This is a genomic window from Thermostichus sp. MS-CIW-38 (assembly GCF_054058415.1).
In genome coordinates, this window is sequence record NZ_JBSSAH010000001.1 from 40,446 (window position 1) to 62,017 (window position 21,572).

A 21,572-nucleotide genomic window follows, 5' to 3' on the forward strand; every position below is an offset into this window, starting at 1 on the left:
CAGGCTTCTGCCCTAACTTAGCTGTAGAATATGTCAGTGATTTGGAGCTCAACTGCCACAATCCTGCCATTCGCGCCAGTGGCGCCTTGGCGCATTGCAGGGCAAGCCCCGCTCCCACACACTGAGAACACTCTGGGCCGTGGCCGCTCTGCAACGCCTGAGCGAATCCGCGATCCAGGGAACGCTCTAACTTTATTGCCTAACTCAAAAGGAGATCAGGATGAACAAGGCAGAACTTGTTGATGCCGTCGCTCATCGCGCCAATGTAACCAAAAAAGAAGCGGAGGCTGTCATTTCCGCCGCACTGGAGATCATTGTCGAGGAGGTCGCATCCCGCGATGAAAACGGTGAACCCAAGGGGAAGGTGACCCTGGTGGGCTTCGGCTCCTTTGAGGCTCGCAAGCGCAAAGAGCGGGAAGGTCGCAACCCGAAAACCAACCAAAAAATGGTGATCCCAGAGAGCATCGTCCCCACTTTTACGGCGGGCAAGTCATTCCGCGAAGCAGTAGCAGGGGGGAAATCTTAATTTCGCCGGGTTGGGACAAGGACTCCGTCCCGCTGACGCGAACGGCTGCTGGGTAGGGCGTGGAGCAGCCTCGACATGGTGGCAATTGGGCTTGGGGAGCAGCAATCGCTGGCTGCTCTCCCCAGGAGATTCTGGATTTTTCGGCCAGCTTGAATCCGCTGGGCCCACCGGAATCGGTCTTGCAAGCTCTGACTCAGGCGCTGTCTGCAGCAGACCCGGTTGTAATCAGCCGCTACCCGGATCCCGACTATCGGGAGTTGCGCATCTGTTTAGCCAACCATTGGGCCGTCGATCCTGAGTGGATCTTTGTGGGCAATGGGGCAGCGGAGTTGCTCACCTGGGCAGCCCGGGATGCGCAAGGGCGGGAGGTATGGCTGCCCCAGCCTGCTTTTGGGGATTATGCGCGGGCTCTGCGGGCAGCAGGGGCGACCATCAAGCCGCTGCCTTTTTTCCCCGGCCAGGGATCCCCTAGTTTCGCCTTTCTCCAGGAGCCGCTTCCGGCGGCAGGCAAGGGGAGCCGAGTGCTCTGGCTGAACAACCCTCATAACCCGACGGGCTGGCTGATCCCGCAGCAAGATATCCTGCCTCTCCTGCCCCAGTTCGACCGGGTGGTGGTGGACGAGGCTTTTATGGACTTTTTGCCGGGGGAGCCCACCCTGAGCTCAAACTCCAGCCCGTCGGCAATGCCCCGCAGCCAAACTTTGATCCCCTACCTGGCGGCTCATCCCAACACCATCGTCATCCGTTCCCTCACCAAGTTTTTCACCCTGCCCGGCTTGCGCATTGGCTTTGCGGTGGGGCACCCGGATCACTGGCAGCGCTGGCGGCAGTGGCGGGATCCCTGGAGCGTCAACGGATTGGCGGGAGTGGCAGTGGCGGCAGCTTTGGCCGATGAGGACTTCCGCCGGCGCACCTTGGCCTGGCTACCCGTGGCCCGAGAGCATTTGCTCAGGGGTTTGCAAGCGCTGCCCGGCTGGGATCCCTGGCCTGGTCAAGCCAATTTTGTGTTGGTGCGCTGCCCTGGCTCTGCCACGCAAATTCAGCGGGCGCTGCTGCAGCGGCACCGGATTCTGGTGCGGGATTGCCTGAGTTTTCCCGAGCTGGGAGATCGCTACCTGCGCATTGGCCTGCGCACCCTGCCGGAGCAGGAGCAGTTGTTATCCGCCTGCCGGGAGATCCTGGAGAATAGCTAGGGATTTTTCTGCGGGAGAAATTCTCATGCCCGAAGCTACCGCCTTTTGGCCGGAATGCAACGCCCCTATCGTGCGGGGGGTGGCCCATTACAGCGATCTGGAGTTGCTGCGGGCCTTTCAACGGCAGCCGGAGGTGGCCCGCTACTTCATCAGCCTGTTTTGCCGCTACTGCCAGTGGGTGGACGGGATCCTTGCCGAACATCTGCCGCCCGAGCAGTGGGCTGCCTATCGAGAGCAGGTTTGGTTGCGGCTTTACCTGCGCCTACAGCGCCTAGATGTCCACAGCCTTGTGGAAGAAGCGGCTGGCGAAGGGGATCCTGTGCTGCGACCCTGGCTGGCGGAGCAAACCCGTGAGCTGATCCAATCCTTGGATGGGATCCCCACCCGCCCTCAAGCTTCTTGCAGTCTCGACTCCACCAGAGGCGGGGCAAAGTCCTCTCTTTCACCGGCACTGGCCTGTTATTTGACTGCTGGTTTGGATACCTTGCCGGGGGATCTGCGCTTCATTCTGCTGCTGCGGGATCGCTTTGGCTGGCCACCGGTTCGCATTGCCGACCAACTCAAGGCTGACGGATATTACCTCGCCCCAGAAGACGTGGATGCCATCGTTGCCTCTGCCCGCCAGATCTTGCTTCAGAACCTACCGACAGATGTGCGTGCCCTCTATCTGGAGGCAAAGCCCTAGAAGACTGCCATAGCCCTGTGGCATGGTGGTTTATGGCAAGGTATGGGGCGCTGGCAATCCTTGTTCCCAAGGTGGGTTCTCCTGTTAGGCTGTTTCCGGCTGTAACAGTGGATCGGCATTGTTTGCTCTCCGACTTTACATCAAGTTGAGTGTGGGCTGTCTATGAGTCCTTCTCCGCTTCCCCCAGACCCTACCCAACCCCTGTCTCCGGCACAGCAGTCCCATTCACATCCAGTTCCTCAACTTGCTCTTCAGGAGGCGCTGAGCCATCTGCATTTGGATGTGCTGAAAGAACTGGAGCGATTCCGCCTCTGGCAGCGTTTGCAGCGCATGGACTCTGTCCCGCCCCCACGAGCAGGTCAGCTTGGGAATACCAGCTCTGTACAGCGCCCTTCACCTGTGCTCATTCAAGAGGTGGTGGAAGACTTGGAAGAGGAAGAGATGCCGCGGCCCTCCGGGGCCTTTTCGCCCCTCTGGGTCTTGCTGCTGTGGGTGCTTTCCTGCGCGGGGATTGGCTTTGGGGTGCGCTGGCTGATCTGGCCGGAAGAACTGTCCCTGCCCCAAAGTGCTGCCAGCAGGGCGGAAGAAGGGATCCCTGCCCAGCTGGATTTGGCTCAGTTGCCCCTGATCCCACTGGAACCGGTGGAAGGGCAGGTGGGAGAGGAGTTCTATTCTGGTGGCTTGGATCCCGGTCGGTTGTCCCTGGGCTTGGCGGCCACCCCAGACTGGAAGGACTTGCAGGTGGATCCTCTTCAAGGCGTTCCTAACCTGCTGGACAGCCTGCAGACCGACTTGGCCTTGGCTTCCAAGGAACCCTCTCCCCCCAGCTTGCAAACGGTGGAGCAGTTGGCAGCCAGCCTGGAGCGCCCGTCCCAACCTTCATCGCCTACTTCTGCGGGATCCCAGAACGTGGTGCCCCTAAGCGACAACAGCGTAGACTCTCTGGGGCCGAACCGCGGCGAGGGAACCTTCTTGGTGCTCACTACCTACTCGGGAGATGAGAGCTTGGCACGTGCTCGAGAAGTTTCTGATGGGGCCTTTGTCAAAGATGTGAATGGCCAGAAGTTTGTGCAGTTGGCAGCATTTAAGCAACTGGAGTATGCCCGCTATCATGCGGAAACCCTGAAAAATAAGGGCTTTAACGTTACAATTGCTGAGCAGTAACTTTGGCCATCCCGTCACTGCTGACCTGCGCCAAAACCCAATTCATCCTGGTTGGCAGCAAACTTTGTATTTCAGGGATCCCATCTTGGGAGAAGAGCTGGAGTCGATCCCATTGTAGTCATTTCAAGTTAGGTTAAGACGCTTCCCAACTGCTCAGCGGTGCCGCCCAAGCCTTCCACGCCGCTTCCGCGACCACCCCCAGGCAATGCGACGGAACAGTTTCATTCCTCATTACGGTCGTTTCATTCCAACTAGGACACTGCACTCACACCTAAAACAACACTAAAACAAACGTTAAATGCACAGGGCCAGAGGGCTTTTCAAGGACTCCGTCCCGCTGGCGCGATCAGCAGCCCAGGAGTCTCACCCTAACCTGAAATAACTGAAACGACTATAAAATGACTGCGGCCGGCTGAAGACCGGAAAGGGTCTTAAGTTGGTTCGGAATAACTGGCTATAGATCCCGAATCCAAGGGATCCGAGAGAGAGGTAGCCGCCGCCAGATCCCTTCACTTCCTTCTGGATCGAGCAGGCGCCAGGCCAGCAACCCGGTTGCCGAGAGGAAAACCAGGGCCAGCAACAACGCAAGGGCATTCTGTAGGCTTTTCAAAAAGGGCCAGAGGCGGGCTGTGCTCGGCCCCACCTGAGCAGCTCCAGACCGCTGCCGCGCCTGGGCGGGGGGGTTCCCGGAAGCTGGAGAGGAACTCAAGGGACGGGCAGGTGGAGCGAGGGTAGAGGACGTCAACTGGGCGGCAGGAATGGGTGGCCCTGGTAACCGATTCAAAGCCATAACCACAGCCTGAGGGCGCTGCTGCTGACGCATCCACCGGTTCAGCTCTGCCAGAGAGATGGCACAGAGGTTGTTGAGACCCAGACCCTGAATTTGCCCCACCAAAGGCCGGTCGTTGCTGACCAAAACCACCAGCGTTCCCGGCTGCTGCTGGGCCAGGGCATAGGCGCATTCGGCAATCGCTTCTTCCAAACGTACCCTCATGGACTGATCGCCGGCACCAGCACCACCCACCAGGGCACGGGCTTCTGAGACGGCAAACCCTAGACTGGGCCAGTGGCGCAAAAACTCGCGGGCTGTCGATTCTTCTTGGGGATCAATAGCCTGCCGGCTCAGGCGTTCTAGCTCGGCCATCACTGCCTGCGGCAGCACACACACCCCAAATCGAGCCCACTCTTGCCATAGAGCCAGACGACCGGCCAGGATCACCGGGCTATCGAAGACGAGGAGAGGCGGGATCTCGGCCATGGGATGCGCCAGCGTTGGACTTAACCTCAATTGTGCAGCTTCCCCGAAGACTTGGGTAGCAGGGATCCCTCTGCCAGGCAGAGGCGGATGGCCAGTGGGTAGAGGCGGTGCTCCTGGGTCTGGATGCGCCGGTAAAGGGATTCCACGGTATCTTCGGGCAGAACCGGCACGGCTGCTTGGGCCACGATGGGGCCACTGTCCATTTCCAAGGTGACCCGATGGACAGTGCAGCCGGCAATTTTCACGCCGCACTTCAGGGCTTGTTCAACAGCCCGCAGGCCCTTGAAGCTGGGCAGCAGGCTAGGATGCAGGTTCAAGACGCGATCCGGGTAGGCGGACAACAACACCTGGGTAACCAGGCGCATCCACCCGGCCATGATCACCCATTCCACGTGATGCTGCCAGAGCACTTGGAGGATAGCTGCATCCAGGTCTTCGCGACAGGGGTAGTCTCGGTGGTCGAGCAAGACGCAAGGGATCCCTCGCTTTTGGGCCCGCTGCCGCACATAAGCTTTGGGATTGTTGGTGATGACCACAGCAATCTGGGCCTGCAGTTCCCCAGCCTCAATGGCTTGGGCAATAGCTTCGAAATTGCTGCCATTGCCGGAAGCCAAAATGCCAAGGATCCCCGGTTGAGAGGGCACTGGGATCCCGTCGGGATCCGGCCAGAGTAAGCTGGGTAGGTTCATGAGCGCTTGGTGGGAAAGTCTGCAGCCCCGCTATTTTAAACCCAAACAGATTCCCTTCTGGTTCTGGCCAGGTTGATCCAGAGAGGGATCCAAAAACTTGACCGTCGCCGGCTTTGACAGGCGCACCCGCGCCATCGAGCGCTGCACGGATCAAGCCCAAGAGGAGCTGCGGGAGATGCCTCAAGAAATGCGGAAAATGCAGCAGGAGATCCGCGATCTCTCAAGCTCCTCCAAAAATAGGCCAAGTCGATCAAGTCGATCCCAGCAGTTGAGGCCGGATCTTATGGACTCCGTCCCACTGTGGCGAGCGGCCACCTGATCTAGAGTGGGTCTAGAGTGGGAAAGCATGGGCAGTGGGTGTGAGAGCATGGCTCCTTTGCAACGACGACGCCGGCGGTTTTGGATTTGCAGCATGGTAGTCATCCTGTCCGGGTTTATGGGATCCCTGCTGGCGGGATCAGCGCAGAACCTGGGAGCACAAGCCCAGCAGGGCCTGACTCAAGCCCAACTGGAGCAAGCTCAATATGTGCGCAGTTGTGGTGGTTGCCATGTGGCGTTGCCCGCCCAAGTGTTGCCCACTGAAACCTGGCGACGGCTGCTGCAGGATCCCAACCACTATGGCCAGCAGATCCAGCCCCTGAGCGGTGTGGCTTTACAACTGGCCTGGGGCTATTTGCGGCCCAACTCCCGGCCCCTGCGACAGGGGGAACAGGTGCCCTATCGCTTGGCAGATTCTCGCTATTTCCGTGCCCTGCATCTGCAAGTGGAGTTTCCCACTCCTGTGCGGGTGAGCGCCTGTGTGGATTGTCACCCCAGGGCCAATGGGGGGGATTTTGCCAGCCTCTCTGCAGAATGGCAATCTTGAGGAGCGCAACTGAGGCAATGCAGGTGGATCTGGCCACCATTCTGGCAGGCTATGCCCAAGGCTACTTTCTGATGGCCGACGAAGAGACGGGATCCCTGGCCTGGTACGGCACCGACCGGCACGCGGTGATCCCCCTCGATGAGCGATTCCACTGCCCCCGTTCATTGCGGCCCTTGGTGCGCAGCAATCGCTTTCAGGTGCGGCTGAACTGTGCTTTTGAGCAGGTGGTAGAGGGCTGTGCCGCTCGTCCCCAAACCTGGATTAGCCCCGAGCTGAAGCAGATTTACGCAGCTCTGCACCGGTCTGGCTTTGCCCACAGCTTTGAAACCTGGCAGGGAGAGACCTTGGCAGGCGGGATCCTGGGTATTGCCCTTGGAGCGGCGTTTATCGGCGAGTCGATGTTCTACCGCATCCCCAACGGCTCGAAGGTGGCCTTGGTGAAGTTGGTGGAGCACTTACGGGAGCGGGGCTTTCGCCTATTCGACGCTCAGTTGATGAACCCGCACCTGGCCCGTTTTGGTGCCTTTCTCATGGATGGACAAGAGTACCTGAAGCTATTGCAGCAGTGCCTGGGGATCCCTTGTCGGTTCAATTAAATCTGCAATGTTACGATAGCCGCCGACAAAACATTGCAGCGGCTCTTGGTGGAAAATAGAAAGGGAATCCGTCCCGCTGTTGCAGGCGGATACATCCTGTGGTGGGCCCACACATGGGATCCGATGGGGAGGTTGCCATGAGCCAAAAGCTTCTGTTTGTCTGTCTGGGTAACATCTGTCGCTCTCCTACTGCTGAGGGCATCACCAATCACCTTTTGCGCAGCAGCGGCCATAAGGAAGCAATTATCTGCGACTCAGCAGGTACGGCAGCCTATCACATCGGCAGCCCCCCAGATAGGCGCATGCAACAAGCAGCCCGATGCTATGGCCTAGAGCTACAAGGCAAGGCCCGCCAGATTCGACCTGCCGACCTGCGCGAGTTTGACCTGATCCTGGCTATGGATCGACAAAATTACCGCGACATTCTCAGCTTGGATCCCCAGGGAAAATATGCCGAGAAAGTGCGCCTGATGTGCAGCTATTGCCGCTCTCATTCTGACGAAGAAGTTCCGGATCCCTACTACGGGGGTGAGGCTGGATTCCATTACGTGATCGAGCTGCTCTGGGATGCCTGTAGCGGCTTGCTGGAATCCCTGGTTCCCGGGATCCAATGCCCACCGTTGCCGCCCCGTGCTTGAGAGCTTGTGTGTTTACTTATAGTCAATTCAAATGGCGATGAGACGGTAGCCAGTACAATAGCTCCGTTCGCGATAGTCGTTCCGAATAAGTCTGGGACATTTGCCCTGCCTTCGATCTCTAACCGGCCAACACAAACATACCCCTTATCTGTCTCCCAAAGCAGACTATGGGAACCTGGGATCCCCAAGTTGCTTTCCTGCAGTCTGAAACAACCATATATCCTGGCCCAGAGGGATCCTCATCTAACTTAATTGCCTCTATTTCCGATCTTACTCTGTTCTGCCAATCTCTAGAAGGCACGAACCACCTCCCGGAGAACGGATTCTTGCAGATAGGGCTTGAGGGAGTCAGGCGTACCTAGATCAACCGGACTCTCTAAAATTTCCTCTAGATATCGTTTCAAGCGTGCAAAAGTGAACAATCCAACTGGACGGTCAAACTCTACTAGCAGATCGATATCACTGTCTGTTTGCGCTTCATCCCTTGCTACTGAACCAAAGAGCATTAGAGACTTTACGCCAAAGTCCTTCAGAGTGTTCTGGTGATTTGCCAGTAATGTAAGGACTTCCTGTTTTTGCATTACCCAACCTGCAATGAAAAGAAAAGTCCATTAGGAATTATAGCTCACCTATTTCCTCTCAATTACGACTCAAACAAAGATTCATAACGCTTTGCAGGTCGCAGGCACAGTTGAGCCGAGGCACACCTTGCAGAGGACAGGGATCCCTGGGTTCCCGCAATGAGGGCATTTGAGCTTGCTCATCATCTTGTCTCTGGGTACATCTAACGGCACGCACATCTTGCCTTGCCATTAACAGCCAGTTCAAGAAACTTGTCGTCTTTGGGATCACGACACGTCGCCACGCGCTCTACAATCTCCACCAAGACGCCATCTCTAACGAAAGTGCTCAAGAACTCCATCCGTTCTTCCTCGGTTATATACCTTTCAAATCCTTTGCGCCGCAGGACATCGCTCAATTCTTCTTCTTTACACGTGGGGTGGGAACACAGTGTGACTTGAGGGGGGAGAAATCAACCCCGTCATCCCTCACCGTGAACCTTAGCCTCCCTGCTTGCAGTGGCACCCTGCATGTCTTATCAAGGAACCCATCCCAAATCGGATTCTCGATTTCGGTCCCGTACCTCATTACGCATCTCCCCCCCGCCTTACCCGCCACTTCGATGGTCGTAGAGCCGAAGGCGAAGAAGACCAACCGCCGCTCAGGAGTACACGCGCCGAAATCGATCTCAATATCAGCGCGCCCTCCCTGAGCGTGAGTCGGTACAGATGTCAGTGGCAAGACGAGCAGCGCCGAGGCCATAACCCTGAGAGCTATACATCTCTTCATCGGCAGACTTCTCATTATGAACCGCATCGATCAGCCATCTAACGGCCTGCGCTTCACCTGCGCCGCGAAGCGCAGCGGAGCGGTGTCAGGTGGAAGCGCGTGTTGGGCGGCGTAGTTGTTGTTCATGGTCTGTACTTCCGGTTTAAGGTGTCTGCCGCCCATGCTAAGGCGATTGAAGATTCATCGGTAACATGAATCCAAAACCTTGCGCCAAAATTATTTTTATCTTGGAACGTTCCTATAAGCTTGCCATCTTCTTCTCGAACATAGAATCCAATACCCTTAATTGATTTCTGCTTGTCGTAAGGCAATGAGTTCGCTGTTACTATCCATGGGTTTTCCCGCCAAACTTTTTCCACGAAATCTCTAAACCCAATTGGGTAATGGTCATCTCTAAACGATGGCTCTTTTTTATTTTCGGCTGGTATTAGTCTTACCGGCTTTGGGTTGCGGATACGAAAACCTGTTAAGTAAATCTGCCCTATCGGACTTAATTCGTAAACAGACTCCCCATCAACAACAATCTCTGCCAATAAAACACGAAGCTTTTCGTCAATTTCACCTAATTCACTGCGCGAAAACGCTCCGCCGCGTTCAAAGTCTGTTAGTACATCTGCATTTTGTGCAAGAATTTCGTAGTCGAATGATATGGGCAACGGAGGAAAATCTATAATTTCCGAAAATCTCTCGTGTTTATAAAAAACAGGTATGTTCAATGCCTGCCCAACAATAACGGCTATTGCTATTTGCGCTTTGTATCCGCCAGTTGCGTCAATGGCGACATATTCAGCACCACCAAATCTTTGTATATATTCGCCAGCTTTGCGAACAAGATTTCTTAAGCCGTGAACTCTAAAATCTGTGGGGCGCTCATCTTGAAGATTATCAACAGTTTGATATTCGAGATTTCGTAAATTGAGGTCGGTACGTCGTTCAAAATAGCGCTTTAGAAATTCTCCTGTGTTTTTTCCTTTAGGAGTATCCGAAACAAGAAAAATTAGATTTTCAAGTTCAAGCCAGCTTTTTCTTCGGGCTTCTTCTATTGTGTTGATTTCAGCGCCGCACACTCTGTCGGTTGGCGAGACTCTAAGCATCTCTTCAGCTAAATTTGTCCAATTTTGTTCATCATAAGCCTTGCGAATATTTTCCCAATTTGATGGCACATTGGGTGTAGTTGCTGACAAACGACTTAAGTTGCCTTCAAAAAGACTTGTTCCAACCGTGCATATCAAAGTATTTCTCTGGGGCATAAAATCTCTCCCAACTTGAACTTAGGCGAAGCCGCCCAACGTCTGAACTCACCCGCGGCCACTGGCTTTGGATGATATGAACAGCTTAGCATACGGTCGGGTGCAGTGACTTGTTATGTTGTGTAAATTTTTCCACCGATCGGTTCAACTACCCACAGACCCCAGCGCCCCTTCACCAACAACCTTGACTAGGCACAAGTCTAGCGCTGGCAACATAACGGCCGAACTCACCCGCCACCCCAAACCAAGGATCCCAATCAGTAATCTACCTCAAGGTCGGGTGCAGTGACTTGTTATGTTGGGTGACTCTCTCTACCTAGATCTATCTGGATCCTCCAAGACCAGCCTCCCCAGGGATCCTTTGACCCAATCATCCACAATCTACCAGGGCTGGCAATATAACGGCTGAATTCACCCGCCACTAGTTTTGAGTAATGGATGGATTATAGCATCAGGTTGGGTGCAGTGATTTGTTATGCCTCAACCCTTCCATAATTCATATCCCTTTCGTTTTTCTTCTTGAATATTGTCAATTGACAGCCCCACATACAATAAAATCTTTTCAGCGTCTTTTCTCGCATCATAGCTACTAAACTTTTCATTTGACAGAGGAATAATTTCCCCCGAACCTGTTCGCAGAAAAAGAGAGTAAAAAAGTGTTTCTCCATCATCAAGCTCCTCAATAATTACAGAACGAAGTTCATTTAAGCTCCAAATTCTAGGTTTATAGAGATATCGCTTTATGCTCAAGTATCCTGCGACTCTCTGAACAATTCTGTATTTTTCTTTGTCAAAGGTGGTAACTTTTTCGTGCCCAAGAAGAATACAACCACATAAGATTGAAATAAAAAGAGACAGAAGTGCAAGCCCTAGCCAATAAGTAGATATAATTCTTTGAATATTTGGGATTATAAGCAGAACCTGAATAATCGAGTTATAAAAAGCAAATCCACTTAAAACACCTATAAGCAACCAAATGAGTTGAAATGCAATACCATTATCACCATACTGTATTCTATCTCTAATTTGGCATAACGGCTAAGCTCACCCGCCACCAGTAGTTTTGAGTAGTGATTGGATTGTAACATCAGGACGGGTGCAGTGATTTGTTATGTTGTGTAAATTTTCACTAGTCGCTTCCACTACCCACCGACACCAGCGCCCCCTCACCAACAACCTTGGCTAAGCACAACTCTGGCGCTGGCGACATAACGATGGCGATCAGCTGCGGCGCGGAGCGCCGTCAGCTGCATCGCATTGTTATGCGGCAGGCTGACTAACTTGGCCGTCACGGTGAACGAATCCGGTGACGCTGTCGCCAACATGCAGCCTGACCATCTTGCCGCGCCTTGCCAGATAGCGAGGCCCCGCAGCGATAAGTACGATGATTCCCCAGCACGTAATTAGCGCTCCAGTGATGTTGACCACGAACGGCGAGGAAATATCCGAGGTAAAAGCGACGTCGACCGTAGCATGAAAAATCGCCACAACGAGAATGCTGCCACGACTCTCGTTATAAAGCCATGTGAGCAATACCGCACCCGTGAGCAAGCTGAAGAACCAACCGGTGACGCCTGGCACATTCATGCTGGTATAGCCGGGGCGGTAAAAGAAAAGCGGCAGGTGCCAGAGCGCCCATCCGCACGTAAGTAGCAGCGAAGCGACCAGAGCGGAATGGCGGGTTTGCAGTCGAGGAAGGGCGAACCCTCGCCAGCCCGCCTCTTCGCCAAAGCCGAACGAGACAATGTTGTAAACAAGGAATCCGAGAGCTGAAAACTGCAAGAATTCGCGTGATCTGCCGACGCCCGACAGCGACACGCTCTCCCCATTCAGCAGCGATGCCGCAACGACGGCGAGTGCAAGAAGAACATAGGGGGCAAAGAGCGCGACTGCGACCCAGACGAGTCTCCCGCGCCACAAACCCATGCGTCGTAGCAGATCCGCCGGTCCCGCCAGCCCGGTTTCCATGGCGGACACGAGGAAGGCTGCGGTGATTGGCCCCAAGGCGCCGAGTGCATGGTGATAAGGAATTACCGGCAACCCGTGTATGCCAAACGCAGGCAGCCACAGCGGTGCCCAGAGTACCCACGAAATGCCATAGGCGAGAGCAAAGAACGTTGCAAGAGGGTGACGACGACACATGCTCGATGGTCGCATGGTTTCAGAGTACACCGGGAGGTCCTGCCGCATAACGGTGAAGTTGTGTGGCGGCAGATAACCTTAGAATACCCACCAATAACCTCTGTTCCGTCCGCACCAACGCAGTGTTAGATGCCTGACAACCTGACAACTTTAACAAACTTTACCTGACGACCCTTGACCTTATATCAAAGTATAAGGTTTACTATGAGCTTATCAGGCTGTAATGGAGTGATGTCAATGTTTCAAGTGGGGGAAGTCTCGCGTCTGTTAGATATTAATCCACAAACCCTTTACTTTTATGAGCGAATTGGGTTAATTCCATCCCCACAGCGCACAGAAGCAGGGTATCGGCTATTCAGTCAACAAGATGTGGAGCGGCTTACCTTTATTACACGGGCTAAATCTTTGGGGCTTAGTCTAGATGAAACTAAAGACATTCTTGCGTTAAAGGATGGGCGATCGCTCACTTGTCAGGCGGTTTATGAACGTCTCAGCAAAAAAGTTAATGAAATTGAAGATACGATTCGCCAATTACAAATTCTTCATAATGAGCTAACACCACTGGCTCAACAGTGCTATGCCAATTTGCAAAAAAATGATCAAGAATGCGTTGTCCTAGATCAGTTTCAAGTCAAGCCTTTGAGAAATTAATGCTATTGCGATCTGACGTAAACATTGGGAGGAAAATTCTTATGAAACCGATCACAGTTGAAGTACTGGGAACAGGCTGCAAAAAATGTCAGCAACTAGAAGCTAATGCCAGAGAAGCGATCGCTGCACTTAACCTAGAAGCAGAAATTTTTCACATTACTGACCCCATTGAAATTGCCAAGCGAGGAGTTATGTCTACACCTGCACTGACTGTTAATGGTAAGGTCGTGGGTAAAGGTAAAGTGATGACCAGTGAGGAAATTCAGCGACTCTTACAGATGTAGAAGAGAGGACAAACAATGTTCGATCCGTTTTATCCATTCGACTGGCTGGCAACACAGATCGTCACTCGTCTATTAGGACTGTCAGTTGAATCTCATCTCGGAGCTAGCTTGCATTTTTTCCTTTACGATGTCCCCAAAGTTTTGACCTTATTGATTGTTATTAGTTTTGTTGTGGGAACATTTCAGAGTTTTTTGCAACCTGAAAACGTGCGGCAATGGTTAGAAGGTAAGCGCACTTTGGGCGGAAATATTCTAGCGGCGATGGTGGGGATTGTCACACCTTTTTGCTCTTGTTCTGCCGTACCCCTATTTATTGGTTTTTTGGAAGCAGGTATCCCTCTGGGTGTGACATTTTCTTATTTGATTTCTGCCCCAATGGTAAATGAAGTAGCTGTTGTACTGTTGTGGGGGTTATTCGGGTTAAAAGTCACACTTCTATATATTGGCTTTGGGGTTGGATTAGCGATCTTAGCTGGTTATATCATCGGATGGCTCAAGTTGGAAAAATGGGTTGAATCTTTTGTATGGCAATTTCAAAAAGCCCACCAAGACAATGCTCAAGAGGACAACCTTAACGCCAATCATGTCACTTGGAAACAGAGGTTTCAGCAGGGATGGTTTCAGTCCAGTGAAATTGTGCGATCGGTATGGCTTTATGTCGTTGTCGGTATTGCGATCGGTGCTGGAATTCATGGCTATGTCCCAACCACTTTAGTTACACAATTAGCAGGGTCTAGCAACCCATTCGCTGTTCCTGTTGCTGTAGTGTTGGGTGTACCTCTCTATGCAAACATTGCTGGTGTTATGCCAATTACCGAAGCATTGGTTAACAAAGGAATGCCGATGGGTACTGTATTAGCGTTCACAATGGCTGTGACGGCTCTCTCATTGCCTGAGATGGTCATCCTGAGAAAAGTTCTTCGCCCTCAACTTTTAGCTGTGTTTATTAGCCTAATGACTTTTGGAATCATCAGTATCGGCTACCTGTTTAATGCACTCCTTGTCTAACTACCCCTTTGCTCTCAATCAGGACTGGGAGGATAGCCACAACCAGGGAATAAGGGCATCTAACGGTTGAACTCACCCGCCACCAGTATAGCTAAGCATACAAAGGTTGGCATGATATGGGTCGCTGGGCGTAGCCCCACATTGGTTTCCCAGAATCTTAAGGCGACAACCTTAACCTACCTAGCTATAGTTTTGGGTAATGACTAAAGTATAGCTTCAAGTCGGGTGCAGTGATTTGTTATGTTGCACTTACAATTGGTAGCAAATATTGATACGAGTTTCTAATTTGCTATTCAAAATCTTCATCATTAATCCTTTTCAATGAGGATTGATTGAATGCTTTAAAGGTTAGATTTGGGTACTGTTGCACAATAGCTCTCAATTCTTCAAAAACTGGGCTCGCACCCTCAACCCCAGTTACAACGCACCAGATACGCGCTCGTGTAAGTGCAACAAAGGCTTCGTTACGCTTCTGTAGTTCTGACTCTCCTCTCCAAGCTAATGGCTGGGTAGCACAATGAAATCTGCAAGCATAAACCTTCCACGCCTCATTGCCCTTGGCTCGGAAAATTGTTGAGATCGTGATGCAGTTATCCATGCGAAAGATATCCAGATTTGTATCAACACCTGCAATAACGCTTTGGATACCTCGCCTTGAGAGTTTAGATTTTATTGCTTCAAAGTACTGCTGTTCTTTATCACCAGTGGGGCAAGTAATCAACAAGTCCCAAGGGTCGAAGCCTAACTTCAGATCTTCCTCCACTTGTTGAGCAATCCATTCCTGCTCTTCCAACTCATCCGAAAAAGTCTGGATGCGTAAAGGTGAGCCTAAAGCGTCCTTGTGAGGAAAATCATCACTGTCTATGGGGTGAGGGCTGTTTTTTGCCTCGCGCGTAACTGTGACTGTTTTGCCAGCTTTGACACTTGCATCTGAAAAATCTCCATCCAGAACAGTGTAACCTAGTTTTTCCCAATCCTCTTTGTTACTCACTCCTTGCAAACAACCCTCTTGTCGCAGTAAGCCCATGTTGATAGCGTGAGCAGCCATGAGAAGCATTTTAGGTGTTCGGTAGCATCGGTTTAAATTGTGTGCCTTGCGCAGTCCTCCTTCGTAGGTAGGGCTGGTTATGGTTCCATCAGGAAGTTTGTTCCCACCTAAATCTACTACTGGTGTTCCATCTGGATTAAGCCCAAAGATATGCAAAGGACGAGGTACCGTCAGGGTTCCAATCCCCTGTGCTTCGTCGTATGCCCAATAAAGTCGTTTTGGGTCAGATAAACTTTTATAAGCTAATCGATAGAAGGATGGGGGCAAATCCTGTCCTTCGTCTATCAAGATCGCATCAAAAAGTACAGGTATGTTTGGTACATTTTCTTCTAAAGAATCACAGATGTATTGAAAAGCTTCTGACGGAGAGCAGGAGCGTCCAAGACTATGTTTAACGTCGTTGACACTCAGAGGACGTATTCCCGATTTTTGGGCTAAGTTACGGTAGAAACCGTTACGCTCTCTTGAACCCCAAGCATGTAGTACTTGTACATTGTGCCAGTCTGGTTCTACATCTCCTTCATCTTGCCGAACCATTTCACGATAGTAAAGACCAATTAAACCTATGATTTGGTCGTAAAGTGCCCGTGTAAAAAAAACAAAAGCAATTTTCCAGTCAGGGTGCGCGGCATGGATTTTTGCGGCTCTCTTGGCAAATAGAACGGTTTTCCCTGTTCCTGCTAATCCTCTAACACGCTGAGGGCCATCTGGAACCTCAAAAGCTACCTTTTGCTGTTGATCGTCCAGAAAACGAAGGCGAGATTCCAGATAATGGATGACTCTTAAAGGATTTTCGGGTGGTGTTCCTGTGGGTATGGCTCTAGCTTCTTGTCTTGGTAGCGAACCGCCCAGTAAAGCAACTATGTTTTGCCACTGTTCATCAGATAGAGGACGCTGTGGATTTTCGCAAGCGCCCAACTGTAGTTTTTCTCGGAGAGTCGATGGCTTCAGATCCTCCTCCAGCAAAACAACGCCATGGGTACACGGCAAGTCAGAAAATCCTTTATCTTGCCATTCTTGCTCTTTAACAAAGGGTAATACCACTCTGTAGTGTGAGGCGACCAGTCCTCGTGTTTCTCTTCGTTCTGTGAGTTTCGCACTTATTGCAAACATGCCATCCTCAGCTTGAAGCATAGGCAATTCCTCTTCCCTATGCCAATTAGTCATTTTCCACTGATGCCCTTCGATACTTTCAATGTTAGCGATACTGCACCCTTTACACTCAAATACCCACAATCCTAAATCTCTGTGCATAAAGATAACGTCAGGTTCTCTGGTGAGATTGCCTGTGCGTTTAAAAATTGGATACCTAAAGTAAGCTACGCATGGCTCATTCTGAAATGTCTTTTTGAGGCATTCCCAAAACTTTTTCTCTGCTGTGTTTGGGTTAAGTGGAGCATAGTTCTGGAACTTACCTTCTGACATGCTGTCTCCAAATGACTAAACTAAATCTATTTGACTAATAAGACAAGCAATATAACGGCTGAACTCACCCGCCGCCAGCAGTTTTGGGTATTTCTCGAATTTTAACATCAGGTCGGGTGCAGTGACTTGTTATGTTGTGTAAATTTTTCCACCGATCGGTTCAACTACCCACAGACGCCAGCGCCCCTTCACCAACAGCCTTGACAAGGCACAGCTCTGGCGCTGGCAACATAACGGCCGAACTCACCCGCCACCCCAAACCAAGGATCCCAATCAGTAATCTACCTCAAGGTCGGGTGCAGTGACTTGTTATGTTGGGTAACCCATCAGCCCCAAAAGCATCAGGATCCCCAGCCTCGTTTTGTCCAAGTGGTGCGGAATGGACCCCAACGGAAGATTTTTCTGAATCGCCAGCTCATAGAGTGTGTTGTCCTTTCATAATCGCTTGCCAATTTGGTAACCGAGCACGGCGCCTGCCACGAAACCCCAGAAACCCAAAACTAATGCACCGACGATTCCGAGTATTAATCCGCCAAGGATGCCGTGGGAAGAATCAAATTTCTTTGACGGAGATGTGGTCGATGACGGAGTACCACTAGGAGTAGCACGTTTGCCCGAATAGATAGTATTAAAAACTGATTCGTCAGGTTGTGAAATTGGGCGTCGAATCTGTGGAGATAGCGATACAGACGGCTTGACTCCAAGCCATTGGCGAGCTTCTTCCTCGCCTGACAATATTTGAACTTGAGACGGAAGTTCAATTGTCATCTGCAGTCTGTCCCGATACAGTCTGTCCCGATACCTACCAATTACGCCAGTAACTTTGACCCACTTGTGAACGAGAGAAAGAGGATCAACTTTATCACGGCGGAACGCATCCAGGGAAGTCGACCACAAAACAAGTGTAAAGGTTTGGTGTGGGTAAGAACCGAAGTTGAGGAATATGTAAGGTTGTCCGTGCTTAGTTTGTGCAGAATGGTAATCGGTAATCAGTCCGATTACTTCCACCCGGTCGCCGATATGTTCTGAGAGTGAGCCAGAAAGAGAAGCGTCAATGACTGGATACTGGCTGCGCCTTTGGGGAACAGTAACGGCTGGAGCGGGAGGGCGGACTGTGATCTTTGGAAAGGTGAAGTTGCCAGAAATGAACTGATCAAGAGACGGAACTTTATCGAATTCGAGCCTGCAAACACCCCTGAATCTCTCCACAAGAGGGGCAAGTTGGGAGATTCTAGAAATGTCAATGAGAAGTGGAGATGACTCGACATCTGCAAAGTCATTTGAGCAAAATAGGATATTCTCGCTGTTGTTGTACTTGTGCCAGAGAGGGGGCGAAGCGGCGACCGCTGAAAGACCGAGATATATCACGATGGCCGAAAACCGGTCAATCGTTGAATTGTAATGAGCAGCGGTTCTTGAAGGATGCTGATAGTTAAGATGTCCGATCTCATTTGTCTTAAGGCTGGAGAGTTCGGGGAGGTAGAATCCATCGTAATCGATAAGGTAGAGCTTCCCTTGCTTGACGAGAATATTACCATGCTGGAGATCCCCGTGAGCTACTTTGAGGCTTTCGAGACGTTGCACCAAATCGACAAACTCTGGAATGAGCTTAGAAATCTCTCCAGGCTTAGAGATATTGATATTGCGGTCGATGAAGGTGTTCAGAGTTTCGCCATCGAGCCACTGCATCTTTATGATGGGATGCCACTGGTTGCCAACTCTAATTCCTTCATTAAGACAAATGGCCTTTACAAAAAAACCGTCTGTACAGGTTTGCAGGAACCGCCCAATAGCTTCATAGCGTCTCTGCAAATCTGGAATGGTTCTGGTGAAACAGCGGACTGCCCAATGTTGCGAATGATTTTTGAGATGAAATGTGGTTGTGAACCCTCCGGAGTAAGGCTTAGGAATTCCGAACTGATCAGGTTCTGGGATGGAAACCTTTAATTCCGGATCGCTGAAAGCTGTGTTGGGGTTTTGAACTGCAGCTAAGTATTCATCGCCTCTTGGTAATGGCATAACAAATTCAGAGCCTCACTAAGAGTAAGGTGATGTCATCATTTTTCAGGCGGGTAGAACGACGCGCATCATTCGCCCACGCTTTGAATGATTCCTGAGGCGACGAATTCTCGGTAAAACCGTAGAGAATGTTCCAGGGCTTTTCATTGTTCTCATGCTCGGTGAGGAACCAACACGCGAGGGCATCTGTGGCAAGTAGCAAGAGATCGCCTGATTGCCATTCTGCAGTTTGGCGCTTGACTTTCTCCCAGAGTTGCGAATTGCGGGCCAAATTGGTGGAAAGCAAAGTCGGAGAACTTCCAAATTCGCTTGCGCTGGAAATGGGAAAAGAGAGGACAAGATCATCATTGCGGACTTGAAAGAGACAACTGTCACCGACTGCTATTGCTGACCAAGATCCCGATTCGTTTGAATCGTTTGAGTTTGAGGTGAGTTCGACGCCGAGCAGCGTTGCGAAGGCTCCAAGGCGAACCTTTTCTTCTGCAAACCAAGGCAATGGTCTACGGTTTACAAAAGTGTGCCATCGCTTCGATAATATTTCCGTGCGGGCCTGCAGAGCCTGGATGTTCGTGAAGCGTTCTTTGACAAAAGCACGAGTGAGCATCTTAGCCCAATCGGATGCAAAAGAACTCTCAGTTGCACCGTCGGCAATAGCTATTGCAAAAGTCTCCTGATCGATTATGCCATCTATTTTGGGGGCGAAAGCGTCCTCGTAATCGGCTTCTTCATTGCCAAGCTTTTGCAGCCAGAAATGGTGTAGTGAGAGTCTCATAGGTTCCAAAACTAGCGCAGATTGCTTGGACGCGTTCCAATATCCAAGAAACGAATTACCGAAACGATATCAGCGTTGAAAACAAACCCACGGCTTGCCTCCGAGATATGATATCCTTCCTGTTTTGCTGCATTCTGGATGTGTGTTGGCAGTATGCTCGACATACTGAAGAGTAAGCGGGCAAACTCATCGGGCAGTCCGCTATCGGAGTCTGGAAATTCAATAGGATTAGCCTTCTGAGAAGACAAGTGAACATTGAATAGCAAAACGTTACCATCAGAGCTCGCTAATGATTTGATTTCGTTTGCAGCATCAGAAGGGTTTCCATCTGTCGCCTCACCGTCTGTTATGTTTATCACAATGGGAGGAAAGCAGGAAGGGTGCTGGGCAATCCAGTCTTGAACGATCGTCTTGGCCTGCGTTAATGCTTGGCACATTGGAGTTCCTCCGTTAGCGACGGGATCAAACCAAATTGGGAACTTGATAGTCTGTTCCACGAGCCCGCCGGCTCCATCATCCACTTTCTTGCTACGCTCCTCGATTCGAGCCGGTGAATTTGCGATTTGGCTAATGGGTGATAAATCCTTGCCAGCGAGAGAGCCCATAAAGGCTGAACCGACTGAAGCACCATAACCAATTACGCCAACATAGTAATAGTCTCGAACTCCATCGCTCTTGGCACACTTGATGACTAAGTTTTGAAGCAGCTTGTTGATTGCATCGGAGACACCATCCGCTTTTCTTTTGTTTGGCCCACTACCACCGAACGGGTCTGACATCGATCCCGACTGGTCAATGAGGAACAAGAAACAACTCGGATTGGCTCGACTAATTTCGGCTTGATATGGCATTGCGATTTCCTTTCAGATTATTACATTATTAATTGTTGACTTGTAGAATGCAGAGCCGCACTTTCACATAACGTCTCGGCAAACAACGCCGCCGTTTTGCGAACTAGCTTCCGGTACTCGAATCGGGACAGCGCCATGGCGAAGGTGAATCCAAGAAGAAGGGCAAGCAGTCCCAGGGTTGCCGCTTGAATGCTCCCGATCTGAATTCGCGTCAGCTCGTTTTGTGCTTGGCGTCCTCTGCGACCGAGTTTGTACCCCGAGCCCGCAGCGATCACCATGCATGCAAGCAGCGCGATGGCGATCAGTGCCACTGGTTGGTGATAGAGCAACTCGGTCGTCATTAAAAGCTCCCTGTCGCCTAACATGTGTTTCTGCAGCTAGATGACTGATAATCACCTAAGAAGCAGACTTTTCCATCGCCTAGTGTAATGCTGCCCTAATTTGTCTGTATAGTCAACATTTTGAGCGATAATTACCTCCAAAGGGTTTTTATCTGGCTGAATGAGCATTAACACACCCATACCTAGACTCAGAAAGCTCCTGGAGCAAGTCAGCTAGAAATCGCAGGATCCGCACACTGTACTCATAAAGTCAGTGTCGGGAGGAATGTGCAACTTTATTTGCTCTATGTTATGATAATAGTGCGGACACCAGAAACGGTTATTTAAGGCACTGGCAACGGTCGATTGGGGCTGCCGTAAACCAGCCTAGAGGTCCGGGCTTGTCTTGTTCTCTGGTAGAGCAGAGCAGGCCCAGGGCTACTAAAAGCCTACTCTGTACCGCTAAAGCGGTACGGAGTCGGGTAGTTTACTTGCCACACCTTCCGCCATAGTTTTGCCACTCATCTCCTGCAAAACGGCTACGACATCCGCACCGTCCAAGAATTGTTGGGCCACAAAGATGTCAAAACCACCATGATTTACACCCATGTGCTGAATAAAGGCGGGCGCGGGGTGAGAAGTCCATTGGATCCTTAGAAGGGGACGCTCTCTGGGGAAGGGATCCTCTTCCCCTTTACAGTACCTCAGCGATCATTGCGAATTATTACGACCTTGCCGCCATGCTCCCAGCAGGGATCCGTTTCTCTGGTAGAACGGGAAACAGACAATAGGGGATCCTGCCTATCGCGTCAGCGGGACGGAGTCCTTTCGCGTCAGC

At 51.3% G+C, this 21,572-nt stretch carries 22 protein-coding genes and 1 pseudogene; 11 read left to right on the plus strand and 12 right to left on the minus strand.

Annotated features, from left to right (window positions below):
* Positions 1 to 220: 220 nt before the first annotated feature.
* From ACVWXZ_RS00200 to ACVWXZ_RS00215, 4 genes are all read left to right on the plus strand, one after another.
* Entirely contained in the window at positions 221 to 526 is a 306-nt protein-coding gene (locus tag ACVWXZ_RS00200; protein WP_414332065.1) for an HU family DNA-binding protein, read from the plus strand.
* A gap of 59 nt (positions 527 to 585) precedes the next feature.
* Complete coding sequence (cobD, locus tag ACVWXZ_RS00205) at positions 586 to 1,719, plus strand: threonine-phosphate decarboxylase CobD (RefSeq protein ID WP_457402104.1); 1,134 nt, start codon at positions 586 to 588, stop codon at positions 1,717 to 1,719.
* Between the two features lie 25 nt (positions 1,720 to 1,744).
* On the plus strand, positions 1,745 to 2,404 hold the full coding sequence (locus ACVWXZ_RS00210) for a hypothetical protein (RefSeq protein WP_011432533.1): 660 nt from the start codon (positions 1,745 to 1,747) through the stop codon (positions 2,402 to 2,404).
* A gap of 282 nt (positions 2,405 to 2,686) precedes the next feature.
* Positions 2,687 to 3,568, plus strand: coding sequence for a hypothetical protein (locus ACVWXZ_RS00215; RefSeq protein WP_457402106.1), 882 nt, complete (start codon positions 2,687 to 2,689; stop codon positions 3,566 to 3,568).
* A gap of 454 nt (positions 3,569 to 4,022) precedes the next feature.
* Here the strand turns inward: ACVWXZ_RS00215 and ACVWXZ_RS00220 are convergent, their stop codons facing one another.
* Together ACVWXZ_RS00220 and purN are read right to left on the minus strand one after the other, a co-directional pair.
* Positions 4,023 to 4,826 carry a PIN domain-containing protein gene (locus ACVWXZ_RS00220; protein ID WP_457402108.1) on the minus strand — a complete coding sequence of 268 codons (804 nt, stop codon included), beginning with the start codon at positions 4,824 to 4,826 and terminating at the stop codon, positions 4,023 to 4,025.
* Positions 4,827 to 4,852: 26 nt separating this feature from the next.
* Entirely contained in the window at positions 4,853 to 5,515 is a 663-nt protein-coding gene (purN, locus tag ACVWXZ_RS00225; protein WP_414352200.1) for a phosphoribosylglycinamide formyltransferase, read from the minus strand.
* A gap of 412 nt (positions 5,516 to 5,927) precedes the next feature.
* Between purN and ACVWXZ_RS00230 the strand changes: the two genes are divergently transcribed.
* The 3 genes from ACVWXZ_RS00230 (at position 5,928) to ACVWXZ_RS00240 (ending at position 7,614) form a co-directional block, all read left to right on the plus strand.
* Positions 5,928 to 6,380, plus strand: coding sequence for a hypothetical protein (locus tag ACVWXZ_RS00230; protein WP_414357960.1), 453 nt, complete (start codon positions 5,928 to 5,930; stop codon positions 6,378 to 6,380).
* A gap of 17 nt (positions 6,381 to 6,397) precedes the next feature.
* Entirely contained in the window at positions 6,398 to 6,976 is a 579-nt protein-coding gene (gene aat / locus ACVWXZ_RS00235; protein WP_457402257.1) for a leucyl/phenylalanyl-tRNA--protein transferase, read from the plus strand.
* Between the two features lie 137 nt (positions 6,977 to 7,113).
* Entirely contained in the window at positions 7,114 to 7,614 is a 501-nt protein-coding gene (locus ACVWXZ_RS00240; RefSeq protein ID WP_011432541.1) for a low molecular weight protein-tyrosine-phosphatase, read from the plus strand.
* 290 nt (positions 7,615 to 7,904) lie between these two features.
* Here the strand turns inward: ACVWXZ_RS00240 and ACVWXZ_RS00245 are convergent, their stop codons facing one another.
* From ACVWXZ_RS00245 to ACVWXZ_RS00265, 5 genes are all read right to left on the minus strand, one after another.
* On the minus strand, positions 7,905 to 8,195 hold the full coding sequence (locus ACVWXZ_RS00245) for a nucleotidyltransferase family protein (RefSeq protein WP_011432542.1): 291 nt from the start codon (positions 8,193 to 8,195) through the stop codon (positions 7,905 to 7,907).
* A gap of 203 nt (positions 8,196 to 8,398) precedes the next feature.
* On the minus strand, positions 8,399 to 8,593 hold the full coding sequence (locus tag ACVWXZ_RS00250; protein ID WP_202943711.1) for a PIN domain-containing protein: 195 nt from the start codon (positions 8,591 to 8,593) through the stop codon (positions 8,399 to 8,401).
* A 493-nt stretch (positions 8,594 to 9,086) separates the two neighbouring features.
* The gene (locus ACVWXZ_RS00255; protein WP_457481992.1) at positions 9,087 to 10,214 is read right to left on the minus strand and encodes a putative CRISPR-associated protein; all 1,128 of its coding nucleotides are present in this window, start codon (positions 10,212 to 10,214) and stop codon (positions 9,087 to 9,089) included.
* A 480-nt stretch (positions 10,215 to 10,694) separates the two neighbouring features.
* Positions 10,695 to 11,186 carry a hypothetical protein gene (locus ACVWXZ_RS00260; protein ID WP_457402112.1) on the minus strand — a complete coding sequence of 164 codons (492 nt, stop codon included), beginning with the start codon at positions 11,184 to 11,186 and terminating at the stop codon, positions 10,695 to 10,697.
* Positions 11,187 to 11,474: 288 nt separating this feature from the next.
* The gene (locus tag ACVWXZ_RS00265; RefSeq protein ID WP_457402114.1) at positions 11,475 to 12,386 is read right to left on the minus strand and encodes a CPBP family glutamic-type intramembrane protease; all 912 of its coding nucleotides are present in this window, start codon (positions 12,384 to 12,386) and stop codon (positions 11,475 to 11,477) included.
* Between the two features lie 207 nt (positions 12,387 to 12,593).
* Between ACVWXZ_RS00265 and ACVWXZ_RS00270 the strand changes: the two genes are divergently transcribed.
* The 3 genes from ACVWXZ_RS00270 to ACVWXZ_RS00280 are packed head-to-tail and all read left to right on the plus strand — an operon-like array spanning position 12,594 to position 14,299.
* Entirely contained in the window at positions 12,594 to 13,007 is a 414-nt protein-coding gene (locus ACVWXZ_RS00270) for a heavy metal-responsive transcriptional regulator (RefSeq protein ID WP_457402116.1), read from the plus strand.
* A 41-nt stretch (positions 13,008 to 13,048) separates the two neighbouring features.
* Positions 13,049 to 13,291, plus strand: coding sequence for a thioredoxin family protein (locus ACVWXZ_RS00275; protein ID WP_457392600.1), 243 nt, complete (start codon positions 13,049 to 13,051; stop codon positions 13,289 to 13,291).
* A 15-nt stretch (positions 13,292 to 13,306) separates the two neighbouring features.
* A complete protein-coding gene (locus ACVWXZ_RS00280; protein ID WP_457402118.1) occupies positions 13,307 to 14,299 on the plus strand; it encodes a permease in 993 nt (330 codons plus the stop codon).
* A 289-nt stretch (positions 14,300 to 14,588) separates the two neighbouring features.
* Here the strand turns inward: ACVWXZ_RS00280 and ACVWXZ_RS00285 are convergent, their stop codons facing one another.
* The 5 genes from ACVWXZ_RS00285 to ACVWXZ_RS00305 form a co-directional block, all read right to left on the minus strand.
* The gene (locus tag ACVWXZ_RS00285) at positions 14,589 to 16,772 is read right to left on the minus strand and encodes a DEAD/DEAH box helicase (protein WP_457402120.1); all 2,184 of its coding nucleotides are present in this window, start codon (positions 16,770 to 16,772) and stop codon (positions 14,589 to 14,591) included.
* Between the two features lie 435 nt (positions 16,773 to 17,207).
* Positions 17,208 to 18,791: a hypothetical protein gene (locus tag ACVWXZ_RS00290; RefSeq protein ID WP_457481993.1), complete on the minus strand. Its 1,584-nt coding sequence runs from the start codon at positions 18,789 to 18,791 to the stop codon at positions 17,208 to 17,210.
* A 7-nt stretch (positions 18,792 to 18,798) separates the two neighbouring features.
* Entirely contained in the window at positions 18,799 to 19,563 is a 765-nt protein-coding gene (locus ACVWXZ_RS00295) for a protein phosphatase 2C domain-containing protein (RefSeq protein WP_414388693.1), read from the minus strand.
* Positions 19,564 to 19,574: 11 nt separating this feature from the next.
* Positions 19,575 to 20,414 (minus strand): VWA domain-containing protein, encoded by an 840-nt coding sequence (locus ACVWXZ_RS00300; RefSeq protein WP_457402124.1) that lies wholly within the window; start codon positions 20,412 to 20,414, stop codon positions 19,575 to 19,577.
* Positions 20,415 to 20,434: 20 nt separating this feature from the next.
* Positions 20,435 to 20,755, minus strand: a complete 321-nt coding sequence (locus tag ACVWXZ_RS00305) for a hypothetical protein (RefSeq protein WP_457402126.1) — start codon at positions 20,753 to 20,755, stop codon at positions 20,435 to 20,437.
* Between the two features lie 468 nt (positions 20,756 to 21,223).
* Between ACVWXZ_RS00305 and ACVWXZ_RS00310 the strand changes: the two are divergent.
* Positions 21,224 to 21,391, plus strand: a pseudogene (locus ACVWXZ_RS00310) (tyrosine-type recombinase/integrase); the annotation flags it as partial.
* Positions 21,392 to 21,572: the final 181 nt, after the last annotated feature.